This window comes from Neobacillus sp. 114 (assembly GCF_030127045.1).
Taxonomy (GTDB): Bacteria; Bacillota; Bacilli; order Bacillales; family Cytobacillaceae; genus Neobacillus; species Neobacillus rhizophilus.
Genome location: NZ_CP126144.1, coordinates 6,161,385 through 6,174,592, shown reverse-complemented (window position 1 = coordinate 6,174,592; position 13,208 = coordinate 6,161,385). Strand labels below are relative to the sequence as shown.

Genomic DNA, 13,208 nt, shown 5'->3' with positions numbered 1-13,208 from the left:
TATCAGAGCACGACAAACAAAAAGGAGAGATGAATATGAACGTAAGGGACATGTTGGCCGAGTGGTACATATACACGGATCGGCTGCCGATCTTAATCCTCGCACTACTTCTATTAATAGTAGGCTGGCTGGCGGCCAAAAAAATAGGGAAAGTGACCGAAGCCGCCCTCAAGAAAACGAGCTTCGATGACAAGCTTTTTTCAGGCTACGGAAGCCGAAAATATTCTTCAGAAAAAATCATTGGAAAAATTATTTACTACCTATTACTGGTGTTTGTCTGGATTATCTTCTTTAATATGTTGAACTTAAGCTATATTGCATCGCCGCTGGTCCATATGCTGTCGTCGATTACCGGCGCGATACCCAATGTATTAAAAGCTGCATTAGTTCTATTGTTTGCCTGGATCGTCGCGACTGTCCTGCGCAAGGCATTTGAAAAAGGGGCGACGGCGCTTCATTTGCCAGACCGGTTAGCCAAATGGAAGCTAGCCAAAACCGAAATCGATGGCCGCGAAAAAGTGGCGAAAATCGCCAAAGCACTGTTCTATTTCGTCTTGCTGCTGTTCTTGCCAGGGGTGCTCGGCGCCTTACAAATGGAGGGGGTATCAGAGCCGGTCGCCGGAATTCTGACAACCTTCCTATCATTTATTCCGAAGTTGTTTGCCGCTGCGTTGATTGTGTTCATAGGGTGGCTACTGGCGAAATTGGTCCGCGATATTTTAACGAATTTTTTAAAAAGCATTGGCAGTGAAACGCTTGGCGAGCGGTTAGGAATGAAGGGAAGCCTGGACCTTGCTGGGATCGTCGGAAATATTGTGTTTATCTTAATCTTGATTCCTACGATTATTACCGCTTTGGAAAAATTGGACCTGCAAGGGGTTTCTGCTCCGGCGATTGCGATGCTGGAAAAAGTGGCGGCGTTGATTCCCAATATCGCAGTAGCAGTGGTGCTGATATTGGCGGGGATCTGGCTTGGCAAGTGGGTGGAAAAACTGGTGGCGCAAATGCTGTGGAGGCTGCGGTTTGATGGTTTGCTGCACCAACTGGGTATTGGTGGTGCTGTTGGTCCTGAGTCAGCGAAGTACAGCCTGTCCCAGCTTGTCGGTATGGTTGTGAAAATTGTGATTGTCCTGTTATTTACCGTGGAAGCATTACAAATAGTCGGCTTAGACTTCTTAGTGACCCTTGCGTCGGCGGTGCTGGCTTACCTGCCTATGCTGTTCGCTGCCCATGTGATTCTGGGGGTTGGCTTGTACGTCGGGAACCTAGTTGAGCGCATTGTTAGAAATGTGGTCAAGGAAAGTTATGCCCGCACGCTGGCGGTGGTTGCCAAGTACGCTGTGTTTGCGGTGACCGTCTTTATGGCGCTCGACCAGCTTGGCGTGGCCCATTCAATTGTCAATGCTGCGTTTATCCTCCTCTTAGGCGGCTTGGCCCTGGCATTCGGTCTGTCATTTGGTCTTGGCGGCAAAGACTTTGCGGCAAAATATTTACGCAAGCTTGATAACAAACTGGACCAAGGAGGAAATAACCAATAATGGAAGATCACAATCCGGAATCGATGCGACGATTTCGGATTGTTATTTTTCAAGGATCTTTACAAAAAGATTGTTATCAATAAGGGGTATTGGTGCCCGAACGCGAGGGAAAATCGATGGAAGGGTAGCCAATAAGGGGGTATTGGTGCCCGTAACCAAGGAAAAACCGATGGAAGGGTAGCCAATAAGGGGTATTGGTGCCCGTAACTGAGGAAAAGTCGAGGAAAGGGTAGTCAATGAAGGGTATTGGCCCGAAACCGAGAAAAAGTCGATGGAAGGGTAGCCAATAAGGGGTATTGGTGCCCGAAATGGAGAAAAACCCGATGGAAGGGTAGCCGATAAAGGGTATTGGTGCCCGAAATGGAGAAAAAATCGATGGAAGGGTAGCCAATAAGGGGTATTGGTGCCACGTAACTGAGGGAAAATCGAGGGAAGGGTAGCCAATAAGGGGTATTGGTGCCCGTAACTGAGGGAAAATCGAGGGAAGGGTAGCCAATAAGGGGTATTGGTGCCCGTAACTGAGGGAAAATCGAGGGAAGGGTAGCCAATAAAGGGTATTGGTGCCCGTAACCGAGGGAAAATCGAAGGATGGGTAGCCAATAAAGGGTATTGGTGCCTGAAACCGAGGAAAAATCGAGGGATGGGTAGCCTATAGGCGGCTTTCGCTTGGTGAATATACCAAAATGATTTTTTGTAGGGAGGGGGAAGTCGGCTATGATGATCTTTAAATTATTGTTAATCGTGGTTTTAATCTTGCTGACGGGATTTTTTGTGGCGGTGGAGTTTGCGATTGTCAAGGTACGGCCGTCGCGGCTTGCCGAATTAGTGCTGGCCGGGAAGAAGGGGGCGTTGCCGGCAAAGCAGGTCGTTACCAAGCTCGATGAATACCTTTCGGCCTGTCAGCTCGGCATCACCGTTACCGCGCTCGGACTCGGGTGGTTAGGGGAGCCGACCTTTGAAAAATTGCTGCATCCGTTGTTCAGCGTCTTGCATTTAAATGAATCTGTTTCGCATTTTCTAGCCTTTGTGCTAGCCTTCGTTTTGGTGACCTTTCTACATGTAGTGGTCGGCGAACTGGCGCCCAAGACCGTCGCGATCCAAAAAGCGGAAGCAATTGCGCTGCTGTTCTCCCGGCCGATGATTCTGTTCAGCAAAATCATGCATCCCTTTATTTGGGCACTGAACAGCTCGGCCCGTGCGCTCGCTGGCTTGTTTGGCTTCAAGCCAGCGACGGAGCAGGAGCTTGCTCACTCAGAGGAAGAGCTGCGCCTGCTGCTGGCGGAAAGCTTGGAACAGGGGGAGATTAACCAGAATGAGTTCCAATATGTCAGTAATATTTTTGAATTTGATGAGCGGACCGCCAAGGAAATTATGGTGCCACGGATGGAAATGAGCTGCATCTCCGTTGATGAGTCCGTTCAGGAGGTGCTCCGAAAGCTGAAGGAAGAGGGGTACACCCGCTACCCCGTTATGGAAGGCGATAAAGATCATATAACCGGAGTAATGAATGTAAAAAGATTTTTAACAGCGAAATTGATGAATAAAGGCCTCTATGAAAATTGGAAAATCAAATCGTACATCCAGCCGGTGATTACCGTGATTGAAACGATACCGATTCATGATTTGCTGGTCAGAATGCAGATGGAGCGGATTCATATGGCGATTTTGCACGATGAATATGGCGGCACATCGGGACTGGTGACGGTGGAGGACATCATCGAGGAAATTGTCGGCGAGGTGCGGGATGAATTTGATGCTGATGAGGTCGCGGACATTCAGCAGGTAGCGGAAAACCACTATATTGTAGGTGCCAAAGTTCCGATTGCGTCCGTCAACCAGCTTCTCGACACAAGCCTGGCGGCCGAAGACGTCAACACCATCGGCGGCTGGTTCCTCACCCAACACAACGCCCCCCAACTCGGAGCAGGTGCCACCCTTGAAACACAAGGCTGGCTCTTCAAGATTAATGAAGCAAACGGATCCCACATCATGTATTTGGAGGTACAAAAGTGAGGCATGGGGACGGTTCGAGATCGCTGAAAAACATTCCAAAGTAGGGGTTCTTAAAGACAAAACGGCCTTGGTTGAGAGTGGAAATATTTTTAAAAAGCCATCTATTCTGCCCTGAGTGCAAGAAAAAGTGTCGCACCGGTAAAAATAAGCGGTCTATTCTGCCCATGAGCACAAGAAAAGTGCCGCGACGGTAAAAATAAACCGGTCTATTTTGCCTGTGTTCACAAGAAAAGTGTCGCGACGGTAAAAATAAGCGGTCTATTCTGCCTGTGAGCACAAGAAAAGTGCCGCGACGGTAAAAATAAACCGGTCTATTCTGCCCGTGTGCACAAGAAAAGTGCCGCACTGGTAAAAATAAGCGGTCTATTTTTCCCGTGTGCACAAGAAAAGTGCCGCGACGGTAAAAATAAACTGGTCTATTCTGCCCGTGTGCACAAGAAAAGTGCCGCACCGGTAAAAATAAGCAATCTATTCTACCCGTGTGCACAAGAAAAGTGTCGCACCGGTAAAAATATGCCATTTAGGTACTCCGTTTAGCCGCCTAAGAAAAATAGCGCTCCAGTTTCGTAGGATGTATTTTTCAGTGGTCTCGGACGGTTCTCGTGCCGCACTTTTTAATGCAAGCGATCATGGTCACCTCCAGTTAAGACAGAAGAATGAGACAAGGGGAGCTCCCCTTGTCTCACTTTTTGATAAGCCTTGAATTTGGTTTTAATGGGCTAATAATGAAAGTTCGATGGGACTTGAGAACGATTCTGCTGTTTCTTCCCCAAAAATGAGGCAGAAGAACCGTCCCCATGCATCATTGCATTTTTTCGTTGTAGAATTGTACGGAGTAGATGGCGCCTTCGTCGACCATTTTGTTGTCTTCGATGTCGTGCGGGTGTGGGTGGCCGCCTTTATGGATTGGGAGTTGTTCCGCTTTTTCAAAGACTGTCGGTAGCACTTTTCGCTTCATGTCTCTTAGAAAGCTTTCCGCTTTGAGGCGGTTCGGTTTATTTGATAGCCACATCGCAGCCGCCGAGGCCCCAGCTCCTACTGCCACTAACGATCCTATACCTACAACTCGTTTCATATTAAAACCTCCTTATCGATTTTCTATATGCATACCCACAGCTTGTACAGATGAAACCTGTTTGGAGCGGCTAATTTTTGGGGAGAAAAAGAAAATAGGAGTTTCAGTGAAGGGAGCGAGTTGCTTGGAGACTTACTTTGGCAAACACAACTGGAAATGGGTTGCGCTGCATCAAATGGAGCTGGAGAATATCAATCCGCCGCTTCCTCGAGATCCTGCTTCGGATGCCTGGCTTAAACATGCCCGTAAAAATCAAACCAACTATGTCAAGATCGGCAGTCTTGAAAACGGAGAAAAGGTATTGAAAGGATCGCTGATTTATCAACAAAACTTTAGTGAGGAATGGGACTTTAAAATCTTTCATTTTTATTTGAAAAAGGATCTGCTGATAACGGTCGGTCTGGAATTGCCGGGGGATGAGCAGGGAGAAATACAACAGCAGTTGGGCAGCGCGGAAAACGCTGTCGACGGCTGTCTATTTTTCCTCGGGGAAATTGTCAACGGATTGCTCGTGGAGATTGATAAGTTTGAAGTGGCGCTCAAAACGTTGATTTGGGGTGTACGAAAACGAAATGAAACGAAGATTCTCGAGCTGCTCTACACGCGCCGGCACGAATTATTGGTAGCGAAGAACGTGTTAATTCCAATCAAAGAGCTGCGGATGGCGATTGAAGAGATCAATCTTCATTGCAGCAGCGAGGTGTATGCTAGCACTTGCAGGCTAATCGAGCGGGCGATGGCGCTGCTTGGTGAATATGAGCACGAGCTTGATGCGATGATCAATTTGGAGGAGGTCATCTCCTCGCATCGCGGCAATGAAATTATGAAAACATTGACAGTGATGACAACAATTTTTACGCCGGTCATGGCTTTCGGGGCATTATGGGGGATGAATTTCAAGCACATGCCGGAGCTTGAGTGGCGCTTTGGCTATATTCTGTCGCTCGTGTTGATTGTGGTATCGACAGCCTTATTATATGGCTATTTAAAAATGAAAGGCTGGACCGGGGACTTGTTGAAAGGGAAAAAGAGAGGATCGTTTTTTAAATAAGACACGTCATTGGGGCGTGTTTTTTTGTGCGGATATCCCACTATTTATCTAGGCCATCCGCTCGATTCGGCCTTTTAGCATATTTTGGTATAATACTAGAAAAAAATTTTTTAAAAAATAGGTTTCAGATATAAACAACGTGGGTATATACCCTATAAATCATGTAGAGGTGAGGATGGATGAATTTAACGATAGACAAGCAGCAAAATGAGAATGAAGTGGTAGTTAAAGCGGCAGGGGAAATTGATGCGTTTACGGCACCAAAGCTTAGAGAGGAATTGGCGTTGCTCGCCGACGGAAAAAATAAAGTGATTACCGTAAATTTAAAGGATGTAACGTATTTGGACAGTACCGGACTGGGCGTGTTCGTCGGCTTGTTCAAGCAATTGAAAAATAATGGCGGCGAGCTTAGACTGATTGAAATGTCAGAGCGGCTGAAGCGGCTGTTTCAAATTACGGGATTGAGTCATGTAATGGAAATTAGAGGATAGGGGAAGAGCGATATGATGGATTATATTGAAATGAAGATTCCAGCAAAGCCGGAGTATGTTGGTGTAATGCGTTTGACGTTATCAGGAATTGCCAGCCGGATGGGGTATACATATGAGGAAATTGAAGATCTGAAAATCGCCTTGAGCGAGGCGGTCACAAATGCGGTACAGCATGCGTACGGCAAGGACGAGGGCGGCGAGGTGATTGTCGGCTTTGGCATCTACGACGACAAGCTGGAAATAGCGGTGGCCGATAGTGGAAAGAGCTTTGATTTTATCCAGACAAAAAATGAATTGGGTCCTTACACTGAATCAAGTACTGTGGAGCAATTGACAGAGGGAGGGTTAGGACTATTTTTAATAGAAACGTTGATGGATGAAGTCCGAGTTTTGAATCATTCCGGAGTGACGGTCTTCATGGCGAAGTATTTGGGCGGGGAGCGTGAAAATCATGACACAGCCATCGCAAACCATGAAACGAACTAAGGAAGAAATCGAGGCGTTAATTGCCGAATTTCAAGAAAATGAAAGTCCATCAGCCCAGACCATCTTAGTGGAGCATTACACGGCTTTGGTCGCAAGCCTTGCACGGAAATATTCAAAGGGGAAAAGCTTCGATGAGGACATCATGCAGGTGGCGATGATCGGACTGTTGTCCGCAATCAGAAGATTCGACCCCAGCATCGGTCGTCCGTTCGAGTCCTTTTTGATCCCGACCGTCATCGGGGAAATGAAGCGATTTTTACGGGATAAAACATGGAGTGTGCATGTGCCGAGGCGCGTCAAGGATGTTTGGCCGAAGCTTAAAACGGTGGTGGACGAGCTGACCAATCAATATCAGCGGTCACCAAAGATTCATGAAATTGCCGAGTATCTAGAGATTACCGAGGAGGAAGTACTGGAGGCGATGGAAATGGGCAAGAGCTATCAGGCATCTTCTGTCGACCAATCGATTGAAGCAGGCTCGGATGGCAGTACGGTGACCGTATTGGATGTTGTCGGCGCTCCTGATGAAGGCTTTGAAAAAGTTGATCAGAAGCTTCTGCTTGAAAGCGCGCTTGATGTTCTTTCTGAGCGGGAAAAGACGATTATTCATTGCGCGTTTATCGAAAACAAAAGCCAGCGGGAAACCGGAGAATTAATGGGAATCTCGCAAATGCACGTTTCCCGGCTGCAGAAGAAGGCACTTGAAAAATTGCGCAAGGCCCTGGGGAGTCAGACCACTGATGAAGAGACGCGTTAAACAGTCGGGGTCAGGCGCCAGCAGCATCAATAGTTTGGGGGAACATCTATGAATATTGTAATTGTCGATGATAATCGGACGAACCTGATGATTATAGAAAAAATCCTGCAGAAGGCGGGTTACGATCAATTGGTGCTGCTGACATCAGCACGAGAATTATATGACTATTTGCAGCTGGATGCGGGACGACCCCGTGAGGTTCCGGTTGATTTAATTCTTATGGATTTGATGATGCCGGAAATCGACGGAATCGAGGCATGCCGGACGATTCTAGCCAATGAGCGTTTCCACGACCTGCCGATTATTTTTGTCTCGGCTATGGGCGATTCCTATAAAATGGCCGAAGCAATGGATGCCGGAGCGCTCGATTATGTTATGAAGCCCATCAACAAGGTTGAACTGCTGGCCCGGATTCGGTCGGTCTTGCGCCTGAAACATGAGATGAACTTGCGCAAGGAACGAGATAAGCGGATTCAATTCGAGCTGGATTTGGCCAAGCAGGTCCAGCGCAGTGTGCTTGGCAGTCCGCTTGAGAACGAAGATGTGACGATATCTGCCGTTTATAGGCCTTCCTTTGAACTGGCCGGCGACCTGTACGCCTGGTACCAAATCAGCCCCCATCGCTATGGGGTTATTTTGCTTGATATGATGGGGCACGGTATTTCCTCGTCACTTGTCTGTATGTACATATATTCTGCATTAAAGGACGCGATTACAGGAATGGGCGACCCGGCGGCCGTGATGCAGGAGCTCAATCGGCGTATGAATCAGCTCCATATGCCTGAAAGTCTGATAAACTATTATTTCACTGCGATTTATTTTGTCCTGGATACGCAAAAACAGACGATCGAGTACGTGAATGCGGGGCATCCAGCAGGTCTTGCGCTGATCGATGGGGAAGTGAAGCAGCTTGACCAAGGCTGCTCGGCGATTGGTTTTTTTGAAAAAATAGAGGTAACCACGGGTGTGATTCCTTATAAGGAAGACGCGCGGATTTTGCTGTTTACCGACGGGCTGTCTGAATGGCTGGAGGAGGAGTACGAGGACGCATGGGAAAAGCTGATCAGCGGTTTGCGGCAAAACGACAATCCGGAGCGCCTGCTCGAGCAGCTGCTGCCGGGTGCGAAGCCGTTGAAGGAGCAGAAAGATGACCTGTGCCTGGTGATGATTTCTGCGAATTAGATGGGCGGGCAAATGAGAGGGTGCCGGCCATAAACCGACACCCTTTCCTTATGCCACAGGTAAAAATAGTTATCCGCCAGTTGGTGGCCTTATTGAAGCTAATAAAGTAGATTCCCAATTTTTTGTTTACTCGCTAAAATAACAGATTTACTCGCCAACTTTGTCAGTTTACTCGCCAAATTTATTCTTTTCCTCGTCACTTTTCCCAATTTACTCGTCAAAATCCAGGTTTTACTCGCCAGCTTGTCCACTATCCGCTAATTGTGAGCGGAATATCCAATAGTTACGACGCCAAATACGCCCTCAGCATCCACCCATGCTTCTCCAACGAGGCGCGAATTTCCGTGAATAAGTCTGCGGTTGGCTCGTCCTCCTGGTCCTCGGCCATCGTGATGCCTTCGCTTAGCTCTGAGCAAATTGTGGTCACATCATCAACCAATGTCTGAACCATGTCGTTTGCGGATTCTTCATCCATTGCTTCCTTAATGGATGCCCGCTTCAACGTTTCCTCGAGTGTGGATGCCGGCTTGGCACCAAGGGCCAACATCCGCTCGGCGATGGTGTCGACATGCTGCGCCGCCTCGTTGTACAATTCTTCAAATTTTACATGCAGTGTGAAGAAATTCTCTCCTTTTACGTACCAGTGGTAATGATGCAATTTCATATACAAGACTGAGAAGTTGGCCACCTGCTTGTTCATCGTATCTGATAGTCGCGTTGTTTTGTCTTTTGTTTTTGTCATGCTAATAACCTCCAATTTCATGGTGATACTTAGTAATTACCCTTCTAACAGGCAGATGAAACGATTAAATGTTTAAAGGGGACCATCGTCCTGTCTCACCACGGGACCTGCGACTCATTGGGTGGATGTAAGAGAAACGATATGATAGTTTTAGAGAAAAAACACAGGGGGTGGCGCAATGAAAGGCGTCAATTTCAGCATTCATGCAAAAATTATCACAGGCTATTTCACGATTCTGATTTGCCTCGTGCTGTCCCTGCTCGTTGTGGTGAATCGGATGAGCGCACTGCAAAATGAGGTAAAATTCCTTTCGCAGCACGACATTGAGGTCCATGACCTGGCAAATCAGATTCAAAAAAATGTCCTCGATATGGAAACTGGAATCCGCGGCTATGCGTTAACCGGCCAGGAGGAGTACCTCGAGCCGTATAACGAGGGGAACCGCCGCTGGCTCGACAATTATAACAAGCTCCATTCTTTGCTCGACGAAAACAGCAGTCAGCAGCGAAATTTGGAAGAAATGAGACCGGTGATTGAACATTGGGTCACGAATACCGGCGAATTTACCATCAATCAAAAAAAGGCAGGCAACGAAGCGGCACTGGCCAAGCATTTTAAGGAACAAACCGGGAAAAAGGTGACTGATCAGCTTCGCACCCAGTTGGATTCCTTTTTGGGAAAAGAAAAGCAGCTAACGTCAAAGCGTACGGACGATCTCCTTCAGAATAATAACAATTTAAAAATCATCTTATATGGCATTATCATTTTAGTAACCTTCATTACCATCGCAACAGCGTTTTTGTTGTCAAACTCCATTGTCAAAACGATCAAGCAAGTCGTCAGAACGATTCAGAACATCACTGATTCGAAGGTAGACTTAACGACACGAATCAGCGTCAAAGCGAACGATGAGACGCGGGAGCTTGCGGAGGCCATGAACCACCTGCTCAGCAGCCTCGAAAAACAGCACTGGGTGCAGAAAAGTATGACTGATATTTCGACGCTGTATCAGGGAATTACCGATATTAATGAGCTTGCGCAGCGGGTGATCAATAAGCTGGCACCGCTGCTTGAAGCCTGTTACGGCGTTGTTTATCTGCGCCGGGAACAAGGCGGCGAGGTCGACTTCGTCAAAGTCGCAGGCTATGCAGTCTCCGATGAGGCTGGCGTTAAGCCCAGCTTCCGCTTTGGGGAAGGGCTCGTCGGCCAGGCGGCGCTCGACCAAAGGATTTTTCTAATTGACCGTTTGCCGGAAGATCATATGAAAGTGACGAGCGGCCTCGGGACATCGTCACCGCGAAATTTATTGGTGGCACCGATTATCTATCAGGGCCGGGTCGAAGCAGTTGTCGAGTTCGCAGCACTGAAGCCGTTCCTCTCGCAGCACCTAACCTTGCTCGACCTTTTACAGGACAAATTCGGCTCATCGATTTCCAATGTACTCGGTCGGATGGAGGTCGAAAGGTTGCTATCGGAATCGCAGGTCATGACCGAGGAACTTCAAGCACAATCTGAAGAGCTGCAGGCCCAGTCCGAAGAATTGCAGATGCAGCAGGAACAATTGAAGAACGTCAACGAATATTTGGAAGAGCAGAAACAATTTGCTGAACAGCGGGCGCGCGATCTGAAAAAGGCGAAGGATGAGCTCGAGGATTATTCGCGCCAGTTGCAATTGAGCTCGCAGTACAAGACCGACTTTTTGGCGAATATGTCGCATGAACTACGGACGCCGCTGAACAGTATTTTGATTTTGTCACAAATGCTGATGGAAAATGGCGGCATGGACCAAGACGAGATTGAGGAATATGCCCGTGTTGTGAACACGGCTGGCGCCGATTTGTTAAGGTTAATTGATGATATTCTCGATTTATCAAAAATTGAGGCCGGAAAAATTGAGATCCTGACAGACGAGGTGAATGTGACCGAATTGCCGCAGATGTTAAAAAGCCTGTTCGATCCGGTCGCAGCCAAAAAGAATGTGATGTTTGAGGTCCTGACAGATGCGAACGTGCCGCTGGTGATTTCCACAGACGGCCAGCGCCTGCAGCAAATTTTAAAAAATTTATTATCGAATGCGTTCAAATTTACGGAGCAGGGCTCAGTGACAGTCCATATTGCCGTATCGCCTCCGGAAAAGGCGGAGCAGCTGCACTGTGGCGGTCCGGTTCTGGCCATATCGGTAGCCGATACAGGAATCGGAATCCCGCATGATAAACAGCAGATTATTTTTGAAGCGTTTCAGCAAGTGGACGGGACGACGAATCGTCAATACGGCGGCACCGGGCTTGGCTTATCGATTTGCCGTGAATTTACCCGCCTGCTTGGCGGCGCCCTTGAGGTTGACAGCGAGGTTGGGAAGGGCAGTACGTTTACCTTGTATATCCCAAGCACACGGGAGTCTGAACATGAACTATTGACAGATCCGGCGCCGGAGCAGGAGATGTTGACGGCGCTCAAGGAAGTGGCAGCAAGCCGTGCGGTTGAAGTTGTCCAGGAGCCGCTTCAGGATGAGGCTGTAGCGGACGGCGATATGATTGAGGCAGAGCATGGCACCGATGACGAGCTGTTTCATGGAAAAAAGGTTCTCCTTGTCGAGGATGACGGCCGCAATATTTACGCGCTGGTCACGGCGCTTGAGCGCAAGGGGATTACCGTACAAGTTGCGAAAAACGGAAAACAGGCGATCGACCTTCTGTGTGATCAGGCCGATTTTGATTTGATTTTTATGGATATCATGATGCCGGTGATGGGTGGCTATGAGGCGATGAAAGTGATACGCGATGAACTCGGTCTGCACCGCCTGCCAATCATTGCGTTAACAGCCAAGGCGATGAAGGGCGAGCGCGACAAGTGCATAGAAGCGGGGGCGTCCGATTATATCATGAAGCCGTTAAATATTGAGCAGCTGTTCTCGCTCATGCGGGTATGGCTGACAGAGCAGGTGAATACGGATGAGTAACAAAATGAGCATATCGCCGAGCGATACGAGCGATACACCATCACCTGAGACCGAACCGTTTACCTTAACGGAGGTGCAGGAAGTCGAGCTGAATTTGCTAATCGAGGGGCTGTATCAGATGTATGGCTACGACTTTCGGGGGTATGTCCGGGCCTCATTGACGAGGAGGGTAATGAATCGGATGAAAGCAGAGCGGCTGCCGACGATTACCGCCCTATTGGAAAAAGTTCTCCACGAACCTGGCTGTTTGGAGCGGCTTTTGAATGATCTGTCAATCCGGATGACGGAAATGTACCGCGACCCCAGCTTCTTTGCGGCGTTTCGCGAGGAAGTGATCCCGCTCTTGCGGGAGCTTCCCGAAATCCGGATTTGGCATGCGGGCTGCGCAACGGGAGAAGAGGTCTATTCGATGGCCATTCTCCTGCACGAAGAGGGGCTTACGAAAAAAACGAAAATCTACGCAACTGATATGAACGAAAAAGCGCTTCAGGCTGCCCAAAAAGGCGCCTTCCCGCTTAAAAAAATGCAGCAATATACGAAAAATTATTTGAAAGCAGGCGGGGGTAAGGCATTTTCGGAATACTATACGACCGACCATCAATATGCTTATTTTAAACCGCTGTTGGAAGAGAACCTGATTTTTGCCCAGCATAATTTGGTCACGGATGGTTCCTTTAATGAGTTCCATGTGATCCTCTGCCGAAACGTGATGATTTATTTTGACAACAGCCTCCAGCAGCAGGTCCACCGTCTTTTTTACGGCAGCCTGGCGACCGGCGGTTTCCTTGGACTCGGCAGCAAGGAGTCGATTCTGTTTTTGCCAAAAGGCTTGCATTATAAAGAATTCAATGCCCAGGAACGAATTTATCGAAAAGGTAATGGGGCGGGGTGAAAATGCAAAAAAGAGACTGTCG

The 13,208-nt window shown here is 48.1% G+C and carries 11 protein-coding genes; 9 read left to right on the top strand and 2 right to left on the bottom strand.

The genetic code is table 11. The annotated features are described in order from the left end of the window. Window positions 1-35: 35 nt before the first annotated feature. Both QNN06_RS30135 and QNN06_RS30130 read left to right on the top strand, forming a co-directional pair. On the top strand, window positions 36-1,538 hold the full coding sequence (locus QNN06_RS30135) for a mechanosensitive ion channel (protein WP_284036657.1): 1,503 nt from the start codon (window positions 36-38) through the stop codon (window positions 1,536-1,538). A 714-nt stretch (window positions 1,539-2,252) separates the two neighbouring features. Next, window positions 2,253-3,551 (top strand): hemolysin family protein, encoded by a 1,299-nt coding sequence (locus QNN06_RS30130; RefSeq protein ID WP_284036656.1) that lies wholly within the window; start codon window positions 2,253-2,255, stop codon window positions 3,549-3,551. Between the two features lie 802 nt (window positions 3,552-4,353). On the opposite strand, the gene QNN06_RS30125 is transcribed toward QNN06_RS30130, so the two are convergent. Beyond that, window positions 4,354-4,626, bottom strand: a complete 273-nt coding sequence (locus tag QNN06_RS30125; protein ID WP_284036655.1) for a hypothetical protein — start codon at window positions 4,624-4,626, stop codon at window positions 4,354-4,356. Between the two features lie 124 nt (window positions 4,627-4,750). On the opposite strand from QNN06_RS30125, the gene QNN06_RS30120 reads away from it, so the two are divergent. The 5 genes from QNN06_RS30120 to QNN06_RS30100 all read left to right on the top strand — a co-directional run bounded on the left by QNN06_RS30120 (window position 4,751) and on the right by QNN06_RS30100 (window position 8,593). Beyond that, a complete protein-coding gene (locus QNN06_RS30120; protein ID WP_284036654.1) occupies window positions 4,751-5,677 on the top strand; it encodes a magnesium transporter CorA family protein in 927 nt (308 codons plus the stop codon). 179 nt (window positions 5,678-5,856) lie between these two features. Further along, window positions 5,857-6,168, top strand: coding sequence for an anti-sigma factor antagonist (locus QNN06_RS30115; protein ID WP_217032559.1), 312 nt, complete (start codon window positions 5,857-5,859; stop codon window positions 6,166-6,168). A gap of 12 nt (window positions 6,169-6,180) precedes the next feature. Next, window positions 6,181-6,654, top strand: coding sequence for an anti-sigma B factor RsbW (gene rsbW, locus QNN06_RS30110; RefSeq protein WP_213117170.1), 474 nt, complete (start codon window positions 6,181-6,183; stop codon window positions 6,652-6,654). Continuing rightward, a complete protein-coding gene (gene sigB / locus QNN06_RS30105) occupies window positions 6,620-7,411 on the top strand; it encodes an RNA polymerase sigma factor SigB (RefSeq protein ID WP_284036653.1) in 792 nt (263 codons plus the stop codon). The genes rsbW and sigB overlap by 35 nt, the downstream gene beginning before the upstream one ends. A 48-nt stretch (window positions 7,412-7,459) precedes the next feature. After that, entirely contained in the window at window positions 7,460-8,593 is a 1,134-nt protein-coding gene (locus QNN06_RS30100; protein WP_213117172.1) for a PP2C family protein-serine/threonine phosphatase, read from the top strand. A 283-nt stretch (window positions 8,594-8,876) separates the two neighbouring features. On the opposite strand, the gene QNN06_RS30095 is transcribed toward QNN06_RS30100, so the two are convergent. Next, a complete protein-coding gene (locus tag QNN06_RS30095) occupies window positions 8,877-9,356 on the bottom strand; it encodes a Dps family protein (protein ID WP_284036652.1) in 480 nt (159 codons plus the stop codon). Between the two features lie 157 nt (window positions 9,357-9,513). Between QNN06_RS30095 and QNN06_RS30090 the strand changes: the two genes are divergently transcribed. Continuing rightward, window positions 9,514-12,294, top strand: a complete 2,781-nt coding sequence (locus QNN06_RS30090) for a CHASE3 domain-containing protein (protein WP_284036651.1) — start codon at window positions 9,514-9,516, stop codon at window positions 12,292-12,294. Continuing rightward, entirely contained in the window at window positions 12,287-13,186 is a 900-nt protein-coding gene (locus tag QNN06_RS30085; RefSeq protein WP_261363786.1) for a CheR family methyltransferase, read from the top strand. Before QNN06_RS30090 ends, QNN06_RS30085 begins: the two co-directional genes overlap by 8 nt. Window positions 13,187-13,208 lie beyond the last annotated feature (22 nt).